Source organism: Sphingomonas oryzagri (assembly GCF_029906645.1).
GTDB classification, from domain to species: domain Bacteria; phylum Pseudomonadota; class Alphaproteobacteria; order Sphingomonadales; family Sphingomonadaceae; genus Solisphingomonas; species Solisphingomonas oryzagri.
In genome coordinates, this window is sequence record NZ_JARYGZ010000001.1 from 1,710,798 (window position 1) to 1,734,643 (window position 23,846).

Genomic DNA, 23,846 nt, shown 5'->3' on the forward strand with positions numbered 1-23,846 from the left:
TTCATGACTGATCAGCGTGGTCGGGATACCCGGCAGGAGCTTCGCCGCATGGCACTCGTCGCCTCGCCCGCACCGGCCGCGCAGGCGGCGGAGGCGGAGTTGCGCCAGCGCTACGAATTCGTCACGCCCGCCGAAGCCGACGTGGTGATCGCGCTCGGCGGCGACGGCTTCATGCTCCAGACGCTGCACGGGATGCTCGACCAGCATCGCGTCCGCCCGGTGTTCGGCATGAACCTCGGCACGGTCGGCTTCCTGATGAACGAGTGGCGGCTCGATGCGCTGTCCGATCGGCTCGCCCGCGCCCGCGCTTTCTCGGTCGCACCGCTGCGCATGGAGGCCGAGACGATCGACGGCGAGCGCTTCGCCTCGCCCGCGATCAACGAGGTCTCGCTGCTGCGCGAAACCCGCCAGACCGCCTGGGTGGAAGTCAGCGTCGACAATCGCGTAGTGCTGCCGGAGCTGGTCTGCGACGGCGTGCTGGTGGCGACCGCCGCCGGCTCCACCGCCTACAATCTTTCCGCGCAGGGGCCGATCCTGCCGCTCGGCTCCGGCCTCGTCGCCCTCACCCCGATCAGCGCCTTCCGCCCGCGCCGCTGGCGGGGCGCAATCCTGCCCGAGACGGCGCGCGTCTCCTTCCGGGTGATCGATCCGGTCAAGCGCCCGGTCTCCGCGGTGGCGGATCAGCGCGAGATTCGCGACGTATCGGTGGTCCACGTCTCGATGGATCGCTCGATCGCGCTGACCCTGATGTTCGATCCGGAACACGCGCTCGACGATCGGATCACCATGGAGCAATTCGCGGTTTAGCGGTTGTTTACCGCAGCCGTGCAAAGGGGCTTGCAACGCCCCGACGGAAGTTGCATAGGGCGCGCCTCGCTTGGAAACGGGCGGCGGAAATGGTCATTCCTCGGTAGCTCAGCGGTAGAGCTCTCGACTGTTAATCGAGCGGCCGTAGGTTCGAATCCTACCCGGGGAGCCATTTCACACAGGATTATTCCTCCATCGGCGCCACCAGCCGCCGTGTTCCACGGAGAGCAGCGCCGTGCCCATCGCCCTTGATCAGCAAGCCACTCTCCTCGATCTCGACGGCACCGCGCCGCTGGTCGCGCCCCTGTCCGAGTGCATCCGTCATTTCGCGGCGCTCAAAGCTTCGGCGAAGGCGGATCATCGCATCCTGCTGACCCAGCCGGTGCCGCGTAAGGATCGCCCGACGCGGAGGTGGATCCTCAATCCGGACGATATCGAGGCGCTGGCCGCCGAGCAGGCGCAGGGCTGATGCGGGGACTTCGCTACCGCCTGTGGTGGGCGTGGGCGAAATTCCGCTTCGGGTCGGACGTGCTGAAGGCGGCGGGTTACGCGCCGCCGCCCCGCCGCATCAGGTGACCGCCGCGCGGGCGTGAAACGCCGGGTCGTCCCATGCGCCCGTCGTCAGGATGTCGCGCAGGATTTCGGCAGCGTTCCAGACATCCTCGAAACCCACGTAGAGCGGCGTGAAGCCGAAGCGCAGGATGTCCGGCGCGCGAAAATCCCCGATGACGCCGCGCGCGATCAGCGCCTGCATGATCGGCCAGCCCTGTTCGTGGCGGAAGGATACGTGGCTGCCGCGTGTGGCCCCCTCGCGCGGCGTCGCCAGCGTCAGGCCGAGACCGGCGCAGCGATCCTCCACGACATCGATGAAGGCCGAGCAGAGCGCCTGCCCTTTGGCGTAGAGCGCCGGCAGATCGGCGCCGAGCAACAGGTCCACCCCCTCTTCCAGCGCGGCGAGGCCGAGGATCGGCGGGGTGCCGCACAGGAAGCGCGAGATGCCCTCGCCCGGCGCGTAGTCGTCGCCGAAGTCGAACGGCGCGGCGTGGCCCATCCAGCCCGACAGCGGCGATCGCAGCGCCGCCTGATGCCGCTCGGCCACGAACAGGAAGGCGGGCGCGCCAGGGCCGCCATTCAGATATTTGTAGCCGCAGCCGACCGCGAGATCGGCATTCGCGGCGTTGAGATCCACCGCCACCGCGCCCGCGCTGTGGCTGAGGTCCCACAGCACAAGCGCACCCTTGGCCTGCGCGGCGCGGGTGATCGCCGCCATGTCGAACATCGCGGCGCTTTGATAGTGGACGTGGGTGAGCAGCAGGACGGCGACATCCTCGTCCAGCGCCTCGACGATCGCCTCGCGCGGTGCCAGCCGCAGTTCGGCTCCCAGCGTCTCCGCCACTCCCTGCGCGACATAGAGGTCGGTCGGGAAATTGCCCGGCTCCGACAGGATCACGCGGCGCCCGGGCTGCGCCTTCACCGCCGCTGCCAACAGCTTGAAGAGATTGACCGAGGTGGAATCGGCGACCAGCACCTCGTGGGCTTGCGCGCCGATCAACTGCGCGATTTTGCCGCCGACACGTGCCGGGGCATCGATCCAGCCGGCCTTGTTCCAGCTGCGGATCAGGTCGCGTCCCCACTCGCCGCGAACCGTGCCCGCCAGCCGCGCCACCGTCGCGCGCGGCAGGGCGCCTAGCGAATTGCCGTCCAGGTAGATCTCGCCCGCCGGCAGATCGAACGCATCGCGATACGTCCGCAGCGGATCGGCTGCGTCGAGCGCCCGTGCCTCGTCCAGCGACTTCACAGCGCGGTCCTCACGCTCAGCAGTTCGGGGAAGAAGGCCTTTTCCAGCACCTTGGCGAGATATTGCACCCCCGCCGTACCGCCGGTGCCCGTCTTGAATCCGATCACCCGCTCCACCGTCTTCAAATGCCCAAAGCGCCAGAGCTGGACGTGATATTCGATATCGACCAGCTTCTCGGCCAGTTCGTAGAGATCCCAGTAGCGGTCGGTGTCGGCGTAGACCTCCGCCCAGGCGCGCTCCACCTCAGGCGAGGCGGCGTAGGGCTGCGTGAAGTCGCGCTCGGTGACGCTCGCGGGAATGGCTAGCCCGCGCCGCGCCAGCAGCCGCAACGCCTCGTCGTAGAGGCTTGGTTGCGCGAGCCGCATCTTCAGCCGCGCGTGCGTCGGCGGATCGTCGGCGTGGATCTCGACCATCGCCGCATCCTTGTTGCCGAGCATGAACTCGATCTCGCGATACTGGTCGGACTGGAAGCCCGAACTGGTGCCGAGCTTGCCACGCATCTTGGTATAGTCGGCGGGCGTCATGGTCGCCAGCACCTCCCAGCTGCGGATCATCTGCTCCTGAATACGAGCGACGCGGGTCATCATCTTGAAGGCGGGGCGCAGATCGTCGGCGGCGACCAGCGCGCGCGCGGCGTGCAGTTCGTGCAGCGCCAGCTTCAGCCAGATTTCGGAGGCCTGATGGATCGCGATGAACAGCAGCTCGTCATGCGCGTCGGACAGCGGATGCTGGCAATCGAGCAGGTCGGGTAGGCGGAGGTAGCTGCGATAGGTGATCGTGTCGGGCATGGGGCGCTTTAGGCCCGCCAGAAGCGCTTCACGTCAAGCAGTGTGTCGAGCGCGTCCTCCGCCCCCTCCAGCATCCGGCGTCGTTCGCGCTTGCCGGGCACGGGCAGGGCCTCCTCGATGCCGAGCGCGGCGAGCACCTGCGGGCCGGTGACGAGATCGTTCAGTTCGCCCAGCACGTCCTGCAGATCCCCGATCCTCGAAACGAAATCCTTGTGCCGCCGCCGCGCCTTCCTGCCCGGATAGAGCGAGCCGAAGAATTCGGCGGCGTAGCGCATCTTCTTGCCCTCGATGCGGACCTCGTGCCGGTGCGCGTCGTCGAGCTTCGCGAGGCCCTTGCCGCGTTTCTTGAGCTTGCGGCGATGGCGATCGAGAATATCGGCGGCGAAATCCGGAGCCGCCCGCGCGGCGAGCGCCGTGTCTCGCGGATCGACCCGCCATCGCCCGATCGCCAGCCACTCGGCGAGGTCGATCATCAGCAGCCGGGTGCGCGCCGAGGCGAGCGAGACACGCACATGTTCCAGTGCCTGCCCGCGTGCAGTCTCAAGCTGGCCGCGCACATTCTCCGGCATGCGCGGGATCAGCACGTCGAGGTTGCGCACCTCGCCCAGTTCGGCGGCGAGCCATTTCAGCTCCAGCTTGAGCAGGGCGGCGCGATCGTCCCCTTCCAGCAGCGGCTTGAACAGCGAGAAGGCGGAACGCAGCCGCCGCAGCCCGACGCGGGCCTGATGGACTGATCCCGCCCCGCCTTTCTCCATCACGCCGCGCTCGTTCAGGCGGAACTGGCGGATGCAGCTGTGCGCGATCGCAGCGAAGGCGTCGCGCGCGTCCCCTTCGCGATCGAGCACGACCGGTTCGGCCTTGGCCGCGCCGCGCTTCGCATCGCCGGTGAGGCCGTAACCCGTTTCGGACTTGGAGCGGACGCCGAGGCGCAGCGGCACATGCTCGTCCAGTCGCCGGGCGAGATCGAACAGCACGCGCGGATCACCCGATTTCAGTTCCAGCTCGATCTCGCTCAGCGCAGCCCGATGCGGACCGGCGGCCGCTTCGCCGATGTCGAGCGCGAGTTCGATCGCCGCGCCCTCCATCTCCGGCTCGAACACGGTGCGCGTCACGCGCGTCTCGAACAGGGGCGCCAGCATTTCCAGCACATCGGCCGCGAACAGTTCGGCCAGCGGGCCGGCCGAGGCATCCAGCACCGGCCGGTCGCCCTTGACCTCGCATTCCCATTCGGGACGCACGAACAGCCCGGCGGCGCCCTCGCCCTCCGCCTTCACGGTCTGGATGCGCCTGCCTGTCTTGCGGCGGATGCGCAGGCCGAAGCCCTTGCGGCGGAGATCCTCGTCCGGCGTGTCGAAATAGGTGGAGAGCAGCTCCTGCCGCTTGCCCGACAGCCCCGCCAGCACGGGCGCGTCGGCCAGCCGCTCCGCATCAGCCGGATCGATCTCCAGTTTCAGCTCGACTTCGAGAGGTTCGATCACCATGCGGCGCCCACTCCGGTTCGACGACATCCTAGCCGCATCATGCCGGCCAGGGAAACCGATCGTCGCATCCGACGTTCCGGCTCATCCGGGGTTCAGGATGACAGGAGCAGGTTACGCCGCGATGGCTTGGATTCCGTCCCCTTCCGCGCACATGCGCATCCCGCCCATGGGTCAGGGCCTTGCCGTGCTCGCGGCGCTGGGCGGTGTGGCGGTCCTGTCGATCGGGGGCGTCGCCGGCTATCTCTTCTCGCTGCACACCGCCTCGTGGAGCAGTCAGAACCGCGCGCTCGACGCCCAGATTCTCGCCAAGGAGCAGGAAGTCCGTCGCCTGCGCTACGAACTGGAATTCCGCAGCCGCTTCCCCGAACTGGAACGCTGGAGCGATCCGCTTGGCCTGCAACCCGCCGACGGGCGGCAATACGGCCTCAACGTCCACCAGATCGACACGCTGGCCGCCCAGCGCAACCAGCATATCGCCGATCAGCTTCCCCGCGTCGGCGGCGCCAAGGGCTATACCCCGCAGGCGCGCGACCAGATCGATACGCTGATCGACAGGGTCGCGACCAACTGACCTTTTCGTCATTGCGAGCGTAGCGAGGCAATCTACCCGCCAGAATGGATCGCCACGGCGCTACGCGCCTCGCGATGACGGCTTCATCTCACTCCATCGGCCCCAGCTTCTCGGTCAGGAATCGCGCGGTCGCGGCGTCGGCCTTCAACCAGCTGTCGTGGCGCAGGAAGCCGTGGATCTCGTTGGGCAGCACCAGCTCCTCGAACGGCACGCCCGCCTGAGTGAGCCGCCCCGCAAGGTCGACCGTCTGGTCGAAGCGCACGTTGCGATCGTCGTCGCCCTGGATCAGCAGCACCGGCGAGCGCCAGCCGGCGATCTGAGCATCGGGTGAGGATTCGAACGCAACCTTCAGGAATTGCTGCCAATCGCCCTGTTCGTAGCGCTTCGCCGGCTGCGTTTCCTCGGCCACGTCGCGAGACCAGTCGTGGACGCCGTGCAGGTCCGATCCCGCCTTGAACACGTCCGAATTGCGGGACAGCGCCATGCCGGTGAGATAGCCGCCATAGGAGCCGCCCCAGATGCCGATCCGCGCCGGATCGACACCCGGCTGCTGCTGGAGCCAGCGGGCGCCGGCCAGCACGTCCTGATATTCCGATCCGCCGGCCGGCCCCGCATGGTCGGGCTGCTCGAAGGCGCGGCCATAGCCCACGCTCAACCGGTAATTCACCGACAGCACGACGAAGCCCCGGCTCGCCAGATACTGGTTCAGCGCGTAAGCGTTGGAATAATAACCCATATAGTGCCAGCCGAGCAGCATCTGGCGCGGCGGGCCGCCATGCACGAAGATCACGGCGGGGCGCTTCTTCTTCGGCCCCGGCGGCTCGAAGAGCTGGCCCTGGATCGACAGGCCGTCGGGCGCCGCCCAGCTCACCAGCTTCGGCGTGACAAGCGCGGCCGCCGGATAGGCCGGCACCGCAACGTGGAGCGGTTTCAGCGCCTTGCCATCGACCAGCGCCACCGCCTGCGGATGGGTCGCATCCGCCGAAACCAGCGCCACGCCGGAGCCGGCCGCGACCGGCGAGGTCTCAATGCCGGCGCCGCCGCTCAACGCGACCGGCCCGCCGGAAAGCCCGACCCGGAAAGCGTGCCGGCGATCCTCGTCGTCCTTCGCGGCGCCTGTATTCGCCGCATAATAGAGCGTCTTGCGGTCGCGGCTGGCCGAGACATGCTCGACCATGAACCTGCCCGGCGTCAGCAGCTTCGGCGTGCCGCCATCCGTCGGCAGCGCATAGAGATGCTCCCACCCGTCGAGCGTCGTCAGGAAGGCCAGCGTGCCGCCCGCCATCCAGCGCAGGCCGAGGCCGTCGCCGCCTTGTGGATAGGAGCCGTCGAGCGTCACAGGGCTGGCCCATGCCCGCTTGCCCTCGCCGGTGGCGACATCGGCCGTCCAGATCGCGAAAGGATGCGGCACGCGGGTCAGCAGCGGCTCGGGCGCGCCGCCGTCTCCGGGCTGGCGGCTGAACGCGATGCGCGTGCCGTCCGGCGACCAGACCGGATCACCGTCACGCCCGGTCGATGGCGCGAGATAGGTGAGCGGCGTCGCCGCATCCTTGTAGACGGTGATGAAGCTGTGATCGCCACGCCCGGAGACGAAGGCGAGCCGGCCCCCGTCGGGCGACCAGAGCGGCTGGCTATCCTTGCCGCGATCGAACAGCAGCTTCGCCGGCTTGGCCGATCCGTCGAGCGGGACGGACCAGAGCTGATGCTCCTTCACGAAGGCGACGATGCCCTTCGCCGAAACGTCCGGCTCGTCGCCCTCGGCGAGCAGGCGCGGCTCTCCGCCGGCGAAGGGGACAGCGTAGATCCCCACCTTGTCCTCGGTGGCGGTGCTGGCCGGATCGGGCGCGAGATCGCCTTCCGCCGGCCAGTTCGCATCGTGATCGCCGCCGCGCACGAAGACGATGGTGTCCGCCGCGTGATCGAAATGGAGCTGGGTGATCTCCTGCCCATCATCGGCCGTGTAATGCGTGACCGGATGCGCGGCGAAGCCCGGCCCGGCGGCGGCCCAGACGTTGCGCACGCCGTTCACCTCCTCCACCCAAGCGATGCGATCGGCATGATCGGCCGAGACCAGTGTGTCGATGAAGCTGTAGCCGAGGATGTCGGACAGCGTCGGCCTCGCGATCGCCGGCGCCGCGACGCCCGCCAGCAGCACCGCACCCATCACCCATGCCCGAGCCGCCATGTCGATCGCCCCTTTCGTCGTGTCCGGGCGAGACTAGGCCCGGCGACGGCGATCGCAAGCTACCAGCGCGTCACCAGCGGCAGCAGCGCCCGGCCAGCGAACGCGATCAGTACGCAGCCCGATCCGTACCAGAACACGATGTAGAGCGGATCGTCATGCCCGCAGCGAAAGAAGAAGACGAATGCCCCCCAGGCGGCGGCACCCAGCCCCGCCGCCAGCGCGCTCTCGCGACGGTCGGTCGGTGCGCCGCGGCGCATCAGCACGGTCAGCGCGATCAGCAGCGGCAACGACAGCATCACCATCGAGCCGAGGCAGGCCACGCCCGCCTGCCAGTCGAGCCGGGCCAGCAGCGGCGCGTCGGCGTGATGCGTCGTGTCGATCCCCCAGCCGGTGAGCAGCGCGACGCCGCCGAGCCACGCCGCCCAGCGCAGGCCCTTCATCGGCGACACCGACGGATCGAACGAACGGACCGCCGTCACCACCGCAACGCCCGCCAGCAGGCCGAGACTGACGAGCTTCCACCAGAAGGACATCTGCCCCATGGCGTGCGGCAGATCGGGCCGATGGAGGCCCATCATCAGGAAGAGGACAAGCTCGATCGCCGCCAGCCCTGCGATCGCCATGCCATCGCGCATGGCGCTGCGCGAGCGCACCGGGGTGAGGCCCGAGGCCAGTTCGTCGAGCAGCCGCTCACTCGTCATCGCCGCTTACTCTTCATCGGACGTGTCCCGCACGATCGCGGCGAGTTGCTTCAGCCCGCGATGGATGTTCACCTTGATCAGGGAGGGCGACTGGCCTGTTTGTGCCGAGGCTTCCTCGACGCTGAATCCGTCGAGCTTCACCAGACGGATCGCCTGCTGCTGCGCGGGCTTCAGCCGATCGATCAGATCGCGGAGCAGGATGGCGCTGGTCACCTCGCTCTCATGGCCCTCGACGCCGATCGTGTCGGGCAGTTCGTCGCCCCGCTCGCGCCCCATGGCGCGCAGCCGGTCGATCCACTTGTAGCGCGCCACCGCCGCCAGCCACGGGCGGAACGGGCGCGCCGGATCGTAGGTGTGGCGCTTTTCGTGGATCGCGATCAGGGTTTCCTGCACCGCGTCCTCCACCTGCCCCGGCGGCAGGCGGCGCGCGAAATAGCGCAGCAGCCAGATGCGGATGTCGCCGAGCAGCCGGCGATAGGCGCCGCCATGGCCGGCCTGCGCAGCCGCCATCCACGCCCCCCACTGATCGGCTTGCTCGTCGGCCATGCCCGCTCCCGCGCGGCCGGGATCCCCGGTCGCGCGGACGGAATATCGGAAAGGATGCGCCGCTGCCATATCCGGTCGTTCGGCGGCAGCGGCGATCCGGTTACATCAGCGGCAACGCGTGACCTTGTGATGATGCACCCAGGTGGTGTGGCACACGCGATGATGCGGATGCGCCTGCGCGGCGGCAGCGACACCGAAGGAAGCCACAAGAGCGAAGGCGGTGGCGATGCGAAGGGTCTTCATCGGCAAATCTCCTGCTAGCCGCCCGGAACGGGGCGGCCGACGAGAATGGCCGGAGGATGTTTCCAGCCATGTGCAGCCTCGCCACATCACGTCGCCGCTGAAATGTTCAGGCGAACACGTCCGACAATGCGGGCCTGGCCATGCCGTCGCGGATGCGGCGCAACTCGACATACAGGCCGGCGAAGAAGCCGGTCTGGAACGCGGCGAGCACGACCCCCAGCACGACGGTCCAGATCGAGCCGAACAGGCCCGGCGTCGCGGCCGGTCGGCCGGTCAGGGCGCCGCCCAGCGCACCGCCCGGTATCGAGAGCAGGATGACCGCGACGATGTAGAGCAGGAAAAGCACGAAAATACGCCCCCGCGACCCGACCGCCAGAGACCTGCTGCGCGCAAAGCTGCCGAAGAAACCGGCATCCTCGCAGGAGATAACCGGAACCAGCAGCATCCAGTTCAAGCTCAGGATGATGCCCGGCAGCAGAAACAGCATCCAGCCGATGCCGATGCCGATGACCGCAACGATCAGCGCGCCGAACGCGATCGCCGCTCGGGCGGGAGATCGCGCCAGCGCCTCGCCGATCGTTACCGGCGCGCCCTCGTAGCGGGACACCAGATAGATGGTCGATGCCACGTAGAAGACCATCATCAGCGCGAAGCCGATCACCATGCCGATCATGAAGGGCACGGTCGCCATTGCCTTGAACAGCGCGAACGGGTCGCCGGGGCTGGCGGCGGCCAGTTCCTGCGATCGCGCCAGCATCATCGGCTTGGTGACAGCCACCGACAGGATCTGCGGAAGCCCGACGAACACGGCGGCCAGCGCCACCACCGGCCATCCGTCCGATCCGAACACGCGGAAGCCCGAGGAGAAGACCCGCCCGATCTCGAGCGGCTCGACCAGCGCGACCGGATCACGCCGCGAACGCAGCCACAGCCAGATCCCCAGCACCACCAGCGGGCCGGCCACGAACAGTAAAAGCATAATTAAAGACGCCATGTCTCGCCCCCGAGATTATCCCCCCGCCTCATGCTTCTCCGGTCGCAACGATCTGTCCAGCCCCTTTTCTTGCCTTGCGAACGAATTGGAAACCTATAGGCTCGCATCAGCCTGGGGGCAGGCAGGGGGTGTAGACGGGCGTGACACCAGCGACGGGTCCGGTGGCCAAGGGTGGAGACGCCTTCGCGAAGGCGCACGCGCACCTGCTCGCCGATTCGCGCATCCAGTTCGCGCTGCCGCAGGCGCCGAAGCCCCATACGCCCGAATGGATGCGCGCGCTGGCGCAATGGCTGCACCATGCCTGGCCGGTGCTGAAGGTGCTGACCTGGATCACGCTCGGCGGGATCGGCCTGTTCATCCTCTATATGATCGTGAGCCAGTTCGTGGACCTGCGCTGGCCGTGGCGCCGGACGACGGAGGAGGTCGCCGAAGAGCCGGAATGGCGCCCTGACGCCGCGCCCGCGCGCGCGCTGCTGGAGGAGGCCGACGCGCTCGCCGCCGCCGGTCGCTATGCGGAGGCCGCGCGGCTGATCCTGCTGCGATCGGTGGAGGACATCATGAAGCGGCGACCGGGCCTCGTCCGCCCCGCCACCACCAGCCGCGATCTGGCCGCGACGCCCGAGATACCGCCATCCGCCCGCCCCGCCTTCGCCTCGATCGCCAACGTGGTGGAGATCAGCCTGTTCGCCGATCGCGGCGCCACGGCCGAGGCGTGGACGCGTGCGCGCGGCGCCTATGCCGACTTCGCGCTGGCGGGGAACTGGCGATGAGCGTGGAACAGGCGCCCTTCCGGTCGCGCACCGTGTTCATCATCATCGCGGTGGCGGTGGTGGCCTTTGCCGGCTTCCTGCTGCTTATCGCCTTCGCCCCGCAGTTCAAGAGCGGGCATGACGGGCGGGGCCACGCGCTCTCCACATCGGGCAACGGCTATGCCGGCCTCGTCGAGCTGACCGACGCGGTCGGCGCGCACTCGCTCATCGTGCGCGACGAGGGCGACCTTGCGACGCGCGATCTGCTGATCGTCACGCCCGAGATCGACAGCGACGCGAAATCGCTCGTCAAGCTGCTGACCGCGCGCGGCGATGCGCCGACCCTGATCGTGCTGCCCAAATGGTGGACGCTTCCGCTGCCCGGCCGGCAGGACTGGTCGCAGCGGATCGAGATGATCTGCCCGTGCGGCGGCCTTTACGGGCTGGAGAAATACGCGCCGAAGCTGCTGGTCGAGCAGACACCCTTCAAGGCGGCCCCCGCCGCTCCGGGCGGCACGCCGCGCATGGCCCACGCCAAGGTCGGCCGGATCGACGAGCAGCAGCGCCTGACCGGTAGCGGCTTCGTGCCCATGCTGCTCGATGCGGACGGCCGGGTGATCCTGGCGCAGCTGGAGCATCGCCCGGTCTACGTGCTGGCCGATCCCGACCTCATCAACAACCAGGGCCTCGCCGATCCGTGGACAGCGCGGCAGGGCTGGCGGATCATCGACGACCTCGCCACCACCAACGAAATCGCCTTCGACCTGACGCTCAACGGCTTCGGCGCATCGAAGAACGCCAAGCATCCGCTGCAATCGGTGTTCGAGCCGCCGTTCCTGCCGGTGACGCTGATCATCGTCGCGGCGGGTTTCCTCGCCGGGCTGCACGGCGCGATCCGCTTCGGCGCGCCGGCGGCAGCCGGGCGGGCGATCGCGATGGGCAAGCGCACGCTGGTCGACAATGCCGCGATGCTGTTCCGCGCCGCGCGCAAAGAGCATCGCGTCGGCGCGGCCTACGCCTCGCTCACCCGCGACCTGACCGCGCAGGCGACGCACGCGCCGGCCCGCCTCTCGGGCGAGGCGCTGGACCAGTATCTTGATCGCTCGGGCAAGGCCGAGGGCGATCCCCCCTACGCCACCCTCGCCTGGCAGGCCGAGACGGCCGAGGACCGTGACCAATTGCTGAGTGCGGCGCGCGCGCTGTACCGCTGGAGAAGGAACCGCACACGATGACGCTCGATGAAGTCAAAGGCTTGGGCGAGCGCATCGCCGGCGAGATCGGCAAGGCGGTGGTCGGCCAGGAAGCGACGGTGCGTCACCTGCTGATCGCGCTCTTCTCGGGCGGGCACGTGCTGCTGGAAGGGCCACCGGGCACCGCCAAGACCTTTCTCGCGCAATGCTTCGCCGCGACCCTGGGCCTCGATTTCAAGCGCATCCAGTTCACGCCGGATCTGATGCCGGGCGACATCACCGGCTCCAACGTCTTCAACTTCCAGACCAGCAGCTTCAGCCACATTCGCGGCCCGGTCTTCTGCGACCTGCTGCTCTCCGACGAGATCAACCGCGCGCCGCCCAAGACGCAAGCCGCTTTGCTGGAGGCGATGCAGGAGCGCTCCGTCACGCTCGACGGTGTTTCGCACCCGCTCTCCGACCGTTTCATGGTGGTGGCCACGCAGAACCCGATCGAGAATCAGGGCGTCTATCCGCTGCCCGAAGCGCAGCTCGATCGCTTCCTCTTCAAGCTGCTGGTCGATTATCCCGACGAGGCCGAGGAAATCCGCATCGTCGCCGGCCATGGCAAGGATCGCGGCACGCCCTCGCCGACACGCTGGGGCGTGACGCAGCAAGCGGATAGCGCAGCGATCGGCGCGGCGCTGGAGGCGGTCTCGACGGTGACATTGGTGGACGAGGTGGTCGCCTACATCGTCCGCCTGATCCGCGCGACGCGCACCAGTGTCGAACTCACCGCCGGCGCCTCGCCGCGCGCCGCCGCGATGCTGGCCGGCGCCGCCCGTGCCGCCGCCGCGCTCTCCGGCCGCGACTATGTGGTGCCGGACGACGTGCGCGCGCTCGCCCCCGCCGTGCTCCGCCACCGCATCGCGCTCTCGCCCACCGCCGAGATCGACGGCCGCAAGCCCGAGGAGGTGGTCGCCACCCTGATCGCCGAGACCGTCGCCCCGCGATGAGATCCGGCGGCGGCCTCTATCCTACCGCGCGCGCGGTGCTGCTGATGGCGGCGGGCGCCCCGGTGGCGCTGATCGTCGGCGTGGTCGCACCCGCGCTCTGGACGATCGGCTTCGCGTGGATGCTGCTGGTCGCTCTGCTGCTCGCCGCCGACGCGATGCTGGCGCCGGGCCGAGCCAAGGTCACCGCCGACCTTTCCGTGCCGGGCAGTGCGTCGGTCGGCAGCCGGATCGAGGCGACGCTGCGCCTTTCCGCGCGCACCCGCGTCCAGTCGGCGATCGACATCGACGATCGCCTTGCCGCTCCCGACGGTGTTCGCCGCGATCTGGATGGCGACGGAGGCACGCCGATCGCGCTCGACACGATACGGCGTGGCACCGGCCATATTTCGGCGCTGTGGCTGCGCTGGAAGGGGCCGCTCGGCCTGATCTGGAACCAGCGCCGCGATGACCGCGACCATGCCGTGCTGATCACGCCGGACCTCCGCCCGGTGCGCGAGGACAGCCAATTGCTCATCCAGCAGGCGATCACCGGCGAGACGGCCCGGCGCGAGATCGGCACCGGCTCCGAATTCCAGTCGCTCGTCCAGTGGCAGGCCGGCATGGACCGCCGCGCGATCGACTGGAAGCAGTCCGCCCGCCACGCCACCCTGCTTGCCAAGGACTGGCAGATCGAGCGCAACAACCAGATCCTGCTGGCGATCGACGCCGGCCGCGCCATGGCCGAGCCGCTGGGCGGCGTGCCCCGCGTCGATCGCGCCGTCACCGCCGCGCTGCTGGCGGCCTATGTGGCGCTGAAGCTCGACGATCGTGTCGGCCTGTTCGCCTATGCCGAACAGCCGATCGTCTCGTCCGCCATCTCGCTCGGTATCCACAGCTTCCCGACATTGCAGAGGCTTGCGGCGGGTATCGACTACGGAACGCGAGAGGCGAACCACACGCTCGGTCTCACCCGCATCGCGCAGAAGCTCGACCGGCGGACGCTGATCGTCCTGTTCACCGAGTTCACCGATCCGACCAGCGCCGAGCTGATGGTCCGCGCCTGCGCGCCTTTGCTTGCACGCCACCTGCTGATGTTCCTGATCTACCGCGACGAGGAACTGGAAAACCTCGCCGCCGCCGAACCGACCGAGCCGGAGGACGTCACCCGCGCCGTCGCCGCGCAGGCCCTGCTGCGCGAACGCGCGATCGTTGCCGCGCGGCTGAAGCGAATGGGCGTGCATATCGTCGAGGCGCGCCATGACACGGCGGGCACGGCGCTGGTCGAGGCGTATCTTGGCCTCAAGCGGCAGGGGGTGGTGTGATGGGCGACCTCTCCCTTGCCCCTCGCGATCCGTTCGTCCTGAGCGAAGTCGAAGGACGGACAGCAAGCGCTTTCCTCCGTGGCCCGTCCTTCGACAGGCTCAGGACGAACGAGGTTTTTGGGGCAAGCGGATCGGAGGGCCGGTACTGATGGCCATCTCGCTGCCTTTCCGCCGCAAGCGCGATGCGCATCTGCCCGACGACGAGCGCCCGCCCACCACGCGCCGGCTCGATCCGCTCCCCTCCGCCAAATTCCGCGCCGAGCGCGAGGGCGACTGGCGGCGGCTGGAGGAGTTGCTCGGCCGCGCCGAGCGCCGCTCCGCCGCGGCGCTGACCGACGAGGAACTGCTGGCGCTGCCCACCCTCTACCGGGCCACCGTGTCCGCGCTGGCGGTGGCGCGCGAGACGTCGCTCGATCGCGCGCTGATCGATTATCTGGAGGGGCTGTCCACCCGCGCCTATTTCTTCCTCTACGGCGTGCGCGGCCGGATCGGCCCGCGCGTGCGGCAATTCTTCCGCCACGACTGGCCCGCCGCCGTGCTGGCGCTGTGGAAGGAGACGCTCGCCTCGCTGCTGCTGCTCGCCGCCGGCACGCTCGCCGGCTACCTGCTGGTGCGCGCCGATTCCGGCTGGTTCATGGCGCTGGCTGGCGGCATGTCGCAGGGGCGCACACCGGATTCGTCGACCCAGCAACTGCGCGACGTGCTCTACAAGGGTGGTACCGACGGGCTGGAACTGCTCGCCGGCTTCCTGTTCACCAACAACGCCAAGGTCGCGCTGCTCTGCTTCGCCTTCGGTTTCCTGATGGCGGTGCCGAGCACGATCCTGATCCTGATGAACGGCCTGACGCTCGGGGCATTCCTCGCGCTCTACGCGAACCACGGGATTGCGGGCGAACTGACCGGCTGGCTGTTCGTCCACGGCACCACCGAATTGTTCGCGATCGTGCTGGCGGGCGCGGCGGGCATCCGCATCGGTTGGGCGGTCGCCTTCCCCGGCCGCCTGTCGCGGATGGACGGCATGGCGGCGGCGGGCAAGCAGGCCGGCACCGTCATGGCCGGCGTCGTCGTGATGCTGTTCGTCGCCGCCCTGCTCGAAGGCTTCGTGCGCCAGCTCGTCACCACCGAATGGCTACGCTTCCTGATCGGCGGCACGATGCTGGCACTGTGGCTCGCTTATTTCTACGGACCGGCGGGGCGCCGGCCATGAGCGCGCGGATCCCCAGGGAGACGAAGCGCGTCCGGATGCTGGTGACGCCCGAGGGCGTGCCGCTGCCGCTGGAACTCGCCGATGCGGGGCAGCGCGCGGGCGCCTTCCTGCTCGATATCCTGATCCTGTTCGGATCGATCATCGCGGTGACCATCTTCCTGTTCTTCGTCGCGAAGGCGGTCCCCGGCCGGGCGACCGATCGCGCGGCGATCCTGCTCTGGACGATCGGCCTGTTCCTGCTGCGCAACTTCTACTTCACCTGGTTCGAGGCGCGGCCGAGGGGGCAGACGCCCGGCAAGCGCGCGCTCGGCCTCAGGGTCATCGCGCGCCATGGCGGGCGGCTGACCCTCGACTCGGTGATCGCCCGCAACGCGCTGCGCGAGGTGGAGGCGTTCCTGCCGATCACGCTGATGATCCAGACGCTGGCGACGCAGGGCTACGACACGCTGATCGTACTCTTCGGCCTCGGATGGACGGCGATCTTCCTGTTCCTGCCGCTGATGAACCGCGACCGCCTGCGCGCGGGCGACCTGCTGGCCGGCACCTGGGTGATCCGCGTGCCCAAACGGCCACTGCTGCCCGAACTGTCCGCCCACGCCGAGGAAACCGAATTCACCGACGCCGAACTGGATGCCTATGGCGTTTTCGAGCTGGAGACGCTGGAGCAGGTGATCCGCCAGGCGCACGCACCGGCCGTCGCCACCGTCACCCTCACGATCTGCCAACGGATCGGTCGCCAGCATTGGAGCGACGACGGCGGGGAGCGCGATCTCGCCTTCCTCCAGGCCTATTATGCGGCGCTGCGCGGGCGACTGGAGCAGAAGCTGCTGTTCGGCAAGCGGCGCGCCGACAAGCACGATCGGACGTGATCGAGACGCACTTTCAAAACGTTGCGGCTTTCTTGCAACATCATACATCCATCGTTCAGTTTATCGACTTCGCGGCGGGTTGACCCGTGCCTCCACTGCGGCCAACCTGCCCGGATGCCATTGAGGGATGGCGAAAAAGCAAGGGGACTGAACGACATGGGTATCGGCAAGGCTCGCCGGGCGGCGCTCGGGGCGACGGCTATTGTGGCGCTCGGCGCGGCGCTCGCAGCGGCTCCCGCCAGCGCGGTCGTGATCAACGACGGCTACACGCCGGGCGATGTCGTCGATCCCAACAACATCACCGGCGTCGGCCAGATGGTGACCGATCAGGGCGATGGCTATGTCGGCCTCTGCACCGCGACCCTGATCAACCCGCGCACCGTGATCCTCGCCGCGCACTGCGTCAACGACGCGCCGGCTTCTTCCTATGGCTCCGGCCATGGGGGCACGGCGATCGGCGTCGGCTTCCAGGCGGACAACCTGCCGTCAGTCCGCGACTGGTTCGCCGCCGGCTTCCAGACCATCCAGTCCGACTATTTCTACAACGGCAGCTACGTCGTCTATAACCAGCACTCGCTGGATCTCGGGCCGGACAACAACTTCCTGCAGGGCGACGTCGCGATGATCGCGTTCGACACGCCCGTTTCCGGCGTGCCGACCCACGACCTGCTGTTCAGCCCGCTCGACGGCCCGACCCACGCCACCATCACCGGCTACGGCGACAACGGCACTGGCACTACCGGCCAGCAGGGCCTCGATTTCAAGCGCCGCGTCGCCGAGAACATGGTGAGCGTGCTGGGTTCGCTCGACGACGTCGACGGCGCGCTGTTCGGCGTGCCCGACGGCCTGCCGCAGAATCTCTACCAGATCGACTTCAACGATCCCAAGTACGGCACCCCCGGCGCCAGCCCGTTCGATTTCAACATCTTCGGCGACAGCGCGTTGACGAAGGAGGGCATCACCGCGCCGGGCGACTCCGGTGGCCCGCTGATCATCGACCAGGCATTCGCCAAGCCGGTGATCGCGGGCGTCCTTTCGGGCGGCAGCGACTATTATTATCCGGTCGGCCCGCGCGCCGGCTACGGGACGACCAGCTTCTACCAGCCGCTCTACCTGTTCTGGGACTGGATCGTCGCCAACAACCCGTACAAGTACGTCTCCGCCAAGGCGGGTGACGGCAGCTGGACCGATCCCAACCACTGGGTGATCAACCTCGATCCGGTCTACCAGGTGATCGGTGCCGACGGCCAGCTCGTGAACGGCCTGCCGACCACGCCGGCCGCCGGCATCGACGGCACCAGCCCGAAATTCGGCAACGTCTGCTATTACGACAGTTGCGTCGACATCTCGCAGAACGACACGGCATCGGCCGGCGCTTCGGCGAAGTCGAACGACAAGGGCAGCGCCAAGATCTCGCTGGACGACGCGACGCACGCCGCGCAATCCGGCATCGCCAACATCGACGGCACGCACAGCGCCACCGCCGATCTCGATCCGGTCGGCGATCCGCCGGCGGAAGGATCGGCGACGGTCGGCGGCGAGGTCGTGCAGGGTGCGCCCGGCTCGTCGGGCTTCGTGCCCAACGATACGGACGGCGACGGCACCTCCGCCCACCCGGCGCGCTATTACGACGTCACGCTCTCGGCCGACGGCACCACCACGTTGTCCGGCGCGGACATCATCATCGATCGCCTGACGCTCTCGGGCGCCAATTCCGGCCTGACGATCGCCGCCGACGCCAATCTCGGCACGCTGATCGACACCACCCAGACGGCCGGCATCATGACGGTTGACGGCGGCTACGTCTCGATCGGCGAATATTATCTGGCCGGCGGTCTGCTCCAGGGCAACGGCACCGTCGTCGCGCCCGACGTGATCTCGATGCTCGGTGCGATCGCGCCGGGTCGTCTCGGCACGATCGGCACGCTGACGGTCGGCGGCAACCTCATCATGACGTCAGGCACCCGCACCTACATGGATATCGGTGCGACCACTGCCGACAAGCTGGTGATCACCGCCAATCCGTTCATCGATCCCACGGTCGAGGATTCGGTGACCGGCGTCGGCGCGCTCGGCGGCATCCTCGCGCTCGCGCCGGCCAAGGGCTATCACTACGACCCGAACCGCACCTACACGCTGATCTCCGCCACGGGCGGCCTGCAGGACCAGTTCGCGGCGGTCACCGAACTGTCCGCGATCCTCTACCCGGTCGTCACCCAGACGGCGGACACGCTGTCGGTACAGATCCGCGCGCGGCCCTACAGCAGCGTCGTGAGCGGCTCGCCGGTTCAGGATGCCTATGCCAAGCTGCTCGATCACAGCCGCGCGGGCGGGTCGCTCGTCCAGGCTTTCTACGACCAGACCGACGTGATGGCGCTCGATCCGCTGAAGGCATCGCTGGAGGCGGCCGGGCCGTTCGCCCAGCAGACCGAGGTGGGCCTGACGCGGATGCAGGACGAGGCGATCGCCAAATTCTACCGCGATCGCCTGAGTCTGCTGCGCAGCGGTGGTGCTACCGAGCAGCTCGCGGTGCTGGGCAATCCGCTCGGCGTGGTCCGCACCGGCTACCAGACCGCGCAGGATGTCGCATCCGGCCTGATCCAGGCGCCGACCAATCCGCGGCAGACCTCGGTCAAGCTGCCGGAAGGCGTCAGCGCCTATCTGGCGGGCGGCTATCTGGACGGTTCGTCGCGGCCGCTGCCGAACCTGATCACCGGCAAGAAGGATGATCTGTCGGGCTGGTACGTCGCGGGCGGCATCGAAAAGCAGATCGACGAGCGGACCATCACCGGCGTCTCGGCCAGCTACTCGCACGGCAAGGGCGATACGGTTCTCTCCGAGCGGGCGCGTAGCAACATGTTCCAGCTCGCCGCCTACGGCACCTACAGCTTCGGCAACGGCGCCTTCGTCAACGCCACCGTCACCGGCGGCCTGCTCAACATCAAGACGCGCCGCCAGTTCACGCTGGGCGACGTCACCGCCAAGCTGCACAACGAAGAGAACAGCCCGATCATCTCGGGCGAGCTGGCGCTCGGCTACGACATCAAGACCGCCGGCTTCACGCTGACGCCGATGGCCTCGTTCCGCAGCAGCCACCTCCAGTTCGAGGGCGGACAGGAGAGCGGCGGCGTCGGCTCGCTCACCTACGCCACGCGGAGCTTCAACAGCCTGCAGGCGCGCATCGGCGGCAACATCGCGATGGACATGGGCGGCAATATCCACCCGCACGTGGACGCCGCCTTCGTCCACGACTTCAAGAAGAGCAGCGCGGACGTCCTCGCCCGCTTCACCGAAGCCCAGGGCGCGGGCCTCGGCTATGCCGACTTCGGCTCGTTCGGTCGCGACCAGAATTGGGGCGAGGTCGGCGGCGGCCTTACTCTCGTGAGCGGCTCGACGGATATCGGCGTCTCGGCCGACACGGTCTTCGGCCGGCAGGATCTGAGCTACCAGGTCTATCGCGGCTCGGTGACCTTCCACTTCTAAGACTCTCCCCCTCCCTTGAAAGGGAGGGGATCGAGGGGTGGGTCTTGGGTCTCGGTACGGGAACCAAGGGGGACGAGATCCAAGTCACGCACGCCTCCACCCACCCCCAACCCCCTTCCTTTCAGGGAGGGGGCTTTTCTTTTCTGGGGATGGTTCGGCCCGACTCGCTTGGCCTCGCCGCCCCCGCTCCCTAGAACGGCCGGCATGACCGTTGCCGTCGACATGGGCACCGCGCCGGACGGCGCCGTCGCCCCCATGGATCTGGAGGAACTGCTCGCCACCCGATTGCTCGTTCAGGGCAATAGCGGGTCCGGTAAGTCGCACCTGCTGCGCCGCCTGCTCGAAGGATCGGCCAAGTGGGTGCAGCAGGTGATCGTCGATCCCGAGGGCGATTTCGTCACCCTGTCAGATCGCTTCGGCCATGTCGTGGTCGATGGCGGCGCGCACAGCGAGATCGAGCTGCGCCGCCTTGCCCTGCGCATCCGCGAGCAGCGCGTCTCGGTGGTGCTGACGCTCGAGGGGCTGGAGGTCGAAGGCCAGATGCGCGCCGCCGCCACCTTTCTCTCGACCCTGTTCGATGCCCCGCGCGAACATTGGTATCCGGCGCTGGTGGTGGTGGACGAAGCGCAGCTCTTCGCCCCTTCTGTGGCCGGCGAGGTGTCGGACGAGGTGCGGCGCCTCTCGCTCGGCGCGATGACCAACCTGATGTGCCGCGGCCGCAAGCGCGGCCTTGCCGGGGTGATCGCCACACAGCGCCTCGCCAAGCTCGCCAAGAACGTCGCCGCAGAGGCCAGCAATTTCCTGATGGGCCGCACCTTCCTCGACATCGACATGGCGCGCGCCGCCGATCTGCTGGGGCTGGAGCGGCGGCAGGCCGAGCAGTTCCGCGATCTCGCGCGCGGCCACTTCATCGCGCTCGGCCCGGCGCTGTCGCGGCGCCCGCTGCCGATCAAGATCGGCGAGGTGGAGACGCAGGCGCGCTCGTCCTCGCCCAAATTGATGCCGCTGCCGGTCGTGCCCGACGACGAAGCGCGTGCGCAGCTCTTCGAGCGGCCGACGGAACTGGATCTGCCGATGCCGGCGCCCGCTCCCCCGCCTCCACCGCGCCCGAGCATGGAGCAGCTGCTCCGATCGATCGAGGCGCCCGCCACCAATCCGGCCGACGAGGCGAGACCCGAAAAATCGCCCGAAGAGCGCGACGCGATCGTAGCCGCCTGCCTCGCCGAAATCGTCGCTGACGAGGGCGAGAGCTTCCGCCCGGCCGCCGTGCTGTTTCAGGATTTCGGCGTGCGCTGCCGGATGCGCGGCCTTGCCGATTCCGGCCTCGACCTTGCCGGCTTCCGTACCCGCCTGTCGCTGGCCCGCGCCGGGCTTTACGAGGCGATCGTGGAGGGCGACCCGATGGCCGACGCCGCCCGCGAAGCCGAGGCGCTGCCGGAGGATGCACGCGGCGTATTCCTGCTCCTCGCCCGCGCCGCGCTGGAGCGCGCGATCTGTCCCTCCGACATGGAGATCGCCCGCGTCTACGGCACGCATTCGACCGGCCGGGCGAAGCGCCTTCTAGGGTTTCTCGAACAGCAGGGCGCGATCGTCATCCGCATCGACCTGCGCGGCGGACGGGCAATCGCGCTCCCCGCGCTGGGCTGGACGACGGCTGTGTCGGAGAAGGCGACGGCGGAAGCCTGATCCACATCGCGCGCTAAAACCCGCTCGCACTGAGCGAAGTCGAAGTGCGTGCCACACGCACCACACTTGCAGCACGTCCTTCGACTACGCTCAGGACGAACGGATCAATACAGGAAGGTTTAATCCAGCTTTCCACACTCGGGCAGCTTCAGCGCCTTCATGTCGCCGCACTGGCGCACCTGCACGCTGCCGTCCGGCCCGGTGAAGATCGCAAAATCGCCACCCGGCTGGCAGTGCGCCACCCAGAAGCCGAGATTGCCGTGCGGCCCGCGATAGGCGCTCTTGGAGAGCCGCCCGCATTTCTCGTCGCTGTTGGTGATCGCACGGCGGAGCGCGCCGTTGCGGTCGGCCAGCCCCAGCGCCATCAGCTTCTGGTTGAACGGGTTTGCCCATTGCGGCACCGCAGCCACTGCCGGCGCGGTGAGAACCAACCCGATCAGGCCACCGATCAACGCACGCATTTCCAATCTCCTTTCGCAACCGAACCATTTCATGCGAACCCGTCGCGCGATTCGGGCGTTCATTATGCCGATAGGCTAAACCCTTCAGGAGACACAGACCATGAACGAGGACGAGATCAAGGGCACCGCCAAGAAAACCGTCGGCACCGTGCAGGAGGTCGCCGGCAAGGCGATCAACGACGATCAGCTGGAGGCGAAGGGCTACCTCAACCAGGCGCTCGGCACCGTGCAGGACGGCTACGGCAAGGTCCGTGACAAGGTGAAGGACATCGTCGACGACGCCCCCGCCGCCGCCAAGACCGCGATCGACACGGGCCGCGATTATGCGCGCCGCGGTTCGGCAGTGATGGCGCGCGCGACCGGCGACAACAATGTGCTGGTCGCGGCGGTGGCGGCGGGCGTCGCCGGCCTCGCGCTCGGCTGGTTCGCGTGGAGCCGTCGCGGGGGCCGCAAGACCGGCGAATGAGCGCCGCGCCCAGGGCCTCGATCAAGGTCGCCAGCTACAATATCCGCAAGGCCGTCGGCACGGACAGGCAGCGCCGCCCGGAGCGTATCCTGTCCGTGCTGAACGAGATCGGCGCCGATATCGTCTGCCTGCAGGAGGCCGACCGGCGACTGGGCGCCCGCCTGAGCGCTCTGCCGTTCGAGGCGATCGCGCGGGAAACGCCTTACAAGGCGGTGCCCTACGAGATCCGCCCCGGCGGCATGGGCTGGCACGGCAATGCCATCCTCGTGCGACGCGAGGCGGAAATCCTGAACCACCGCGCGCTCGTCCTTCCCGTGCTGGAGCCGCGCGGCGCGGTGATGGCCGACATCGCGCTCGATGGACTCACCTTCCGCGTGGTCGGCATGCACCTCGATCTCTCAGGCCTGTGGCGCCGCAAGCAGGCGCGCGCGGTGATCGATCATGTTGCGGATTGCGACGGTCATATCCCGGCGGTGCTTATGGGCGATCTCAACGAATGGGGATCGGCCGGCTGCCTCAAGGATTTCATGAGCGCCTTCCAGTTCGCGCCGACCGGCCCCAGCTTTCACGCCAGCCGCCCGATCGCCCGGCTCGACCGGATCATGACCACCCCCGATCTCGCGGTGATGGATGCGGGCACCCACCACTCTTCGCTGGCAAGACGCGCGAGCGACCATCTGCCGATCTGGGCGACGGTGGGGCTGCGGTAGGCTCATCCTCCCTGCGCGAAGCGTGGGGAGAGGACCGCCGAAGGCTGTGGAGGGGCGGCAGGCTTGGCTCGCCGTCTGCGACGGCAGCCCTCCCCCATGCTTCGCATGGTCCCCTCCCCATATTCGATGGGGAGGATGAGGTTTTACCAGTCGCCCAGCCCGGTTTCGCCCCTTCTCCACTCTTCGATCCGGCGCAGCGAGGCTGGCGAGATGTCCGCCGGCAACGCATCCAGCGCGAACCATTGCGCCGCCTCGATCTCGAACCCGTCTGCCGCGCGGATCTCGGCGGCCGGCGTCAGCGTGCGCACCACGAAGATGGCGACGTGATCGTCCTTATACTCGCTGCCGTTACGATAGATGCCGAGGATACGCTCCATCCGGAAATCGGGTAGGCCGATCTCCTCGCGCAATTCGCGGGCCAGCGCGGTGCCTAACGCCTCGCGCCGCTTGACGCCGCCGCCCGGCAGATACCAGTCGGGCAGATAGGTGTGCTTCACCAGGGCGACGCGATCCGCGCCGTCCAGCACCAGCGCCCGCACACCCTTGCTGGAGGGCCGCCGGACCATCCAGTAGGCGCGTGCGAGCTTGCCGATCAGGCGGTGGTGGAGCGCCATC

At 68.3% G+C, this 23,846-nt stretch carries 23 protein-coding genes and 1 tRNA gene; 14 read left to right on the plus strand and 10 right to left on the minus strand.

The genetic code is table 11. The annotated features are described in order from the left end of the window. Positions 1-3 precede the first annotated feature (3 nt). The 3 genes from QGN17_RS08365 to QGN17_RS08375 all read left to right on the plus strand — a co-directional run bounded on the left by QGN17_RS08365 (position 4) and on the right by QGN17_RS08375 (position 1,276). Entirely contained in the window at positions 4-807 is an 804-nt protein-coding gene (locus QGN17_RS08365; RefSeq protein ID WP_281044023.1) for an NAD kinase, read from the plus strand. Positions 808-904: 97 nt separating this feature from the next. After that, positions 905-979 (plus strand) — tRNA-Asn (locus QGN17_RS08370). Between the two features lie 63 nt (positions 980-1,042). Then, positions 1,043-1,276: a hypothetical protein gene (locus QGN17_RS08375; RefSeq protein ID WP_281044024.1), complete on the plus strand. Its 234-nt coding sequence runs from the start codon at positions 1,043-1,045 to the stop codon at positions 1,274-1,276. Between the two features lie 99 nt (positions 1,277-1,375). Here QGN17_RS08375 and kynU read toward each other — a convergent pair whose 3' ends face one another. Genes kynU through QGN17_RS08390 form a run of 3 tightly spaced genes read right to left on the minus strand, consistent with a single transcriptional unit; the run spans position 1,376 to position 4,874 of the window. After that, entirely contained in the window at positions 1,376-2,605 is a 1,230-nt protein-coding gene (gene kynU / locus QGN17_RS08380) for a kynureninase (RefSeq protein ID WP_281044025.1), read from the minus strand. Further along, the gene (kynA, locus tag QGN17_RS08385) at positions 2,602-3,393 is read right to left on the minus strand and encodes a tryptophan 2,3-dioxygenase (protein ID WP_281044026.1); all 792 of its coding nucleotides are present in this window, start codon (positions 3,391-3,393) and stop codon (positions 2,602-2,604) included. Before kynA ends, kynU begins: the two co-directional genes overlap by 4 nt. A gap of 8 nt (positions 3,394-3,401) precedes the next feature. Then, on the minus strand, positions 3,402-4,874 hold the full coding sequence (locus tag QGN17_RS08390) for a CYTH and CHAD domain-containing protein (protein WP_281044027.1): 1,473 nt from the start codon (positions 4,872-4,874) through the stop codon (positions 3,402-3,404). A gap of 151 nt (positions 4,875-5,025) precedes the next feature. On the opposite strand from QGN17_RS08390, the gene QGN17_RS08395 reads away from it, so the two are divergent. Beyond that, complete coding sequence (locus tag QGN17_RS08395) at positions 5,026-5,445, plus strand: hypothetical protein (protein ID WP_281044028.1); 420 nt, start codon at positions 5,026-5,028, stop codon at positions 5,443-5,445. An 88-nt stretch (positions 5,446-5,533) separates the two neighbouring features. Here the strand turns inward: QGN17_RS08395 and QGN17_RS08400 are convergent, their stop codons facing one another. The 5 genes from QGN17_RS08400 to QGN17_RS08420 form a co-directional block, all read right to left on the minus strand. After that, on the minus strand, positions 5,534-7,630 hold the full coding sequence (locus tag QGN17_RS08400; protein WP_281044029.1) for a S9 family peptidase: 2,097 nt from the start codon (positions 7,628-7,630) through the stop codon (positions 5,534-5,536). Positions 7,631-7,689: 59 nt separating this feature from the next. Continuing rightward, a complete protein-coding gene (locus QGN17_RS08405; RefSeq protein WP_281044030.1) occupies positions 7,690-8,331 on the minus strand; it encodes a DUF1109 domain-containing protein in 642 nt (213 codons plus the stop codon). 6 nt (positions 8,332-8,337) lie between these two features. Continuing rightward, positions 8,338-8,877: a sigma-70 family RNA polymerase sigma factor gene (locus QGN17_RS08410; RefSeq protein ID WP_281044031.1), complete on the minus strand. Its 540-nt coding sequence runs from the start codon at positions 8,875-8,877 to the stop codon at positions 8,338-8,340. A 105-nt stretch (positions 8,878-8,982) separates the two neighbouring features. After that, positions 8,983-9,120, minus strand: a complete 138-nt coding sequence (locus tag QGN17_RS08415; RefSeq protein WP_281044032.1) for a hypothetical protein — start codon at positions 9,118-9,120, stop codon at positions 8,983-8,985. A 106-nt stretch (positions 9,121-9,226) separates the two neighbouring features. After that, positions 9,227-10,099, minus strand: coding sequence for a hypothetical protein (locus tag QGN17_RS08420; protein ID WP_281044033.1), 873 nt, complete (start codon positions 10,097-10,099; stop codon positions 9,227-9,229). Positions 10,100-10,254: 155 nt separating this feature from the next. On the opposite strand from QGN17_RS08420, the gene QGN17_RS08425 reads away from it, so the two are divergent. From QGN17_RS08425 to QGN17_RS08460, 8 genes are all read left to right on the plus strand, one after another. Beyond that, entirely contained in the window at positions 10,255-10,884 is a 630-nt protein-coding gene (locus QGN17_RS08425) for a DUF4129 domain-containing protein (protein WP_281044034.1), read from the plus strand. After that, positions 10,881-12,095 (plus strand): hypothetical protein, encoded by a 1,215-nt coding sequence (locus QGN17_RS08430; RefSeq protein WP_281044035.1) that lies wholly within the window; start codon positions 10,881-10,883, stop codon positions 12,093-12,095. Before QGN17_RS08425 ends, QGN17_RS08430 begins: the two co-directional genes overlap by 4 nt. Next, positions 12,092-13,048 carry an AAA family ATPase gene (locus tag QGN17_RS08435; protein ID WP_281044036.1) on the plus strand — a complete coding sequence of 319 codons (957 nt, stop codon included), beginning with the start codon at positions 12,092-12,094 and terminating at the stop codon, positions 13,046-13,048. Before QGN17_RS08430 ends, QGN17_RS08435 begins: the two co-directional genes overlap by 4 nt. Beyond that, a complete protein-coding gene (locus QGN17_RS08440) occupies positions 13,045-14,349 on the plus strand; it encodes a DUF58 domain-containing protein (RefSeq protein ID WP_281044037.1) in 1,305 nt (434 codons plus the stop codon). The genes QGN17_RS08435 and QGN17_RS08440 overlap by 4 nt, the downstream gene beginning before the upstream one ends. 148 nt (positions 14,350-14,497) lie before the next feature. Then, positions 14,498-15,556, plus strand: a complete 1,059-nt coding sequence (locus QGN17_RS08445) for a stage II sporulation protein M (protein WP_281044038.1) — start codon at positions 14,498-14,500, stop codon at positions 15,554-15,556. Beyond that, positions 15,553-16,425, plus strand: a complete 873-nt coding sequence (locus QGN17_RS08450) for an RDD family protein (protein ID WP_281044040.1) — start codon at positions 15,553-15,555, stop codon at positions 16,423-16,425. The genes QGN17_RS08445 and QGN17_RS08450 overlap by 4 nt, the downstream gene beginning before the upstream one ends. Before the next feature lie 156 nt (positions 16,426-16,581). After that, positions 16,582-19,908, plus strand: a complete 3,327-nt coding sequence (locus QGN17_RS08455) for an autotransporter domain-containing protein (protein WP_281044041.1) — start codon at positions 16,582-16,584, stop codon at positions 19,906-19,908. A gap of 204 nt (positions 19,909-20,112) precedes the next feature. After that, the gene (locus QGN17_RS08460; protein ID WP_281044042.1) at positions 20,113-21,594 is read left to right on the plus strand and encodes an ATP-binding protein; all 1,482 of its coding nucleotides are present in this window, start codon (positions 20,113-20,115) and stop codon (positions 21,592-21,594) included. 119 nt (positions 21,595-21,713) lie between these two features. On the opposite strand, the gene QGN17_RS08465 is transcribed toward QGN17_RS08460, so the two are convergent. After that, a complete protein-coding gene (locus QGN17_RS08465; protein WP_281044043.1) occupies positions 21,714-22,055 on the minus strand; it encodes a hypothetical protein in 342 nt (113 codons plus the stop codon). Between the two features lie 100 nt (positions 22,056-22,155). On the opposite strand from QGN17_RS08465, the gene QGN17_RS08470 reads away from it, so the two are divergent. Together QGN17_RS08470 and QGN17_RS08475 are read left to right on the plus strand one after the other, a co-directional pair. After that, entirely contained in the window at positions 22,156-22,521 is a 366-nt protein-coding gene (locus QGN17_RS08470) for a CsbD family protein (RefSeq protein ID WP_281044044.1), read from the plus strand. After that, on the plus strand, positions 22,518-23,231 hold the full coding sequence (locus QGN17_RS08475; RefSeq protein WP_281044045.1) for an endonuclease/exonuclease/phosphatase family protein: 714 nt from the start codon (positions 22,518-22,520) through the stop codon (positions 23,229-23,231). The genes QGN17_RS08470 and QGN17_RS08475 overlap by 4 nt, the downstream gene beginning before the upstream one ends. Before the next feature lie 143 nt (positions 23,232-23,374). Here QGN17_RS08475 and QGN17_RS08480 read toward each other — a convergent pair whose 3' ends face one another. Next, positions 23,375-23,845 (minus strand): NUDIX domain-containing protein, encoded by a 471-nt coding sequence (locus tag QGN17_RS08480; RefSeq protein ID WP_281044046.1) that lies wholly within the window; start codon positions 23,843-23,845, stop codon positions 23,375-23,377. Position 23,846 lies beyond the last annotated feature (1 nt).

What these genes read in the sequence shown, in the direction of transcription:
- QGN17_RS08365 (WP_281044023.1), top strand. Translation starts at nt 4, where the DNA reads ATGACTGATCAGCGTGGTCGGGATACCCGGCAGGAGCTTCGCCGCATG.
- kynA (WP_281044026.1), bottom strand. Translation starts at nt 3,393, where the DNA reads ATGCCCGACACGATCACCTATCGCAGCTACCTCCGCCTACCCGACCTG.
- QGN17_RS08390 (WP_281044027.1), bottom strand. Translation starts at nt 4,874, where the DNA reads ATGGTGATCGAACCTCTCGAAGTCGAGCTGAAACTGGAGATCGATCCG.
- QGN17_RS08395 (WP_281044028.1), top strand. Translation starts at nt 5,026, where the DNA reads ATGCGCATCCCGCCCATGGGTCAGGGCCTTGCCGTGCTCGCGGCGCTG.
- QGN17_RS08400 (WP_281044029.1), bottom strand. Translation starts at nt 7,630, where the DNA reads ATGGCGGCTCGGGCATGGGTGATGGGTGCGGTGCTGCTGGCGGGCGTC.
- QGN17_RS08405 (WP_281044030.1), bottom strand. Translation starts at nt 8,331, where the DNA reads ATGACGAGTGAGCGGCTGCTCGACGAACTGGCCTCGGGCCTCACCCCG.
- QGN17_RS08410 (WP_281044031.1), bottom strand. Translation starts at nt 8,877, where the DNA reads ATGGCCGACGAGCAAGCCGATCAGTGGGGGGCGTGGATGGCGGCTGCG.
- QGN17_RS08415 (WP_281044032.1), bottom strand. Translation starts at nt 9,120, where the DNA reads ATGAAGACCCTTCGCATCGCCACCGCCTTCGCTCTTGTGGCTTCCTTC.
- QGN17_RS08420 (WP_281044033.1), bottom strand. Translation starts at nt 10,099, where the DNA reads ATGCTTTTACTGTTCGTGGCCGGCCCGCTGGTGGTGCTGGGGATCTGG.
- QGN17_RS08430 (WP_281044035.1), top strand. Translation starts at nt 10,881, where the DNA reads ATGAGCGTGGAACAGGCGCCCTTCCGGTCGCGCACCGTGTTCATCATC.
- QGN17_RS08435 (WP_281044036.1), top strand. Translation starts at nt 12,092, where the DNA reads ATGACGCTCGATGAAGTCAAAGGCTTGGGCGAGCGCATCGCCGGCGAG.
- QGN17_RS08440 (WP_281044037.1), top strand. Translation starts at nt 13,045, where the DNA reads ATGAGATCCGGCGGCGGCCTCTATCCTACCGCGCGCGCGGTGCTGCTG.
- QGN17_RS08445 (WP_281044038.1), top strand. Translation starts at nt 14,498, where the DNA reads ATGGCCATCTCGCTGCCTTTCCGCCGCAAGCGCGATGCGCATCTGCCC.
- QGN17_RS08450 (WP_281044040.1), top strand. Translation starts at nt 15,553, where the DNA reads ATGAGCGCGCGGATCCCCAGGGAGACGAAGCGCGTCCGGATGCTGGTG.
- QGN17_RS08455 (WP_281044041.1), top strand. Translation starts at nt 16,582, where the DNA reads ATGGGTATCGGCAAGGCTCGCCGGGCGGCGCTCGGGGCGACGGCTATT.
- QGN17_RS08460 (WP_281044042.1), top strand. Translation starts at nt 20,113, where the DNA reads ATGACCGTTGCCGTCGACATGGGCACCGCGCCGGACGGCGCCGTCGCC.
- QGN17_RS08465 (WP_281044043.1), bottom strand. Translation starts at nt 22,055, where the DNA reads ATGCGTGCGTTGATCGGTGGCCTGATCGGGTTGGTTCTCACCGCGCCG.
- QGN17_RS08470 (WP_281044044.1), top strand. Translation starts at nt 22,156, where the DNA reads ATGAACGAGGACGAGATCAAGGGCACCGCCAAGAAAACCGTCGGCACC.
- QGN17_RS08475 (WP_281044045.1), top strand. Translation starts at nt 22,518, where the DNA reads ATGAGCGCCGCGCCCAGGGCCTCGATCAAGGTCGCCAGCTACAATATC.
- QGN17_RS08480 (WP_281044046.1), bottom strand. Translation starts at nt 23,845, where the DNA reads ATGGCGCTCCACCACCGCCTGATCGGCAAGCTCGCACGCGCCTACTGG.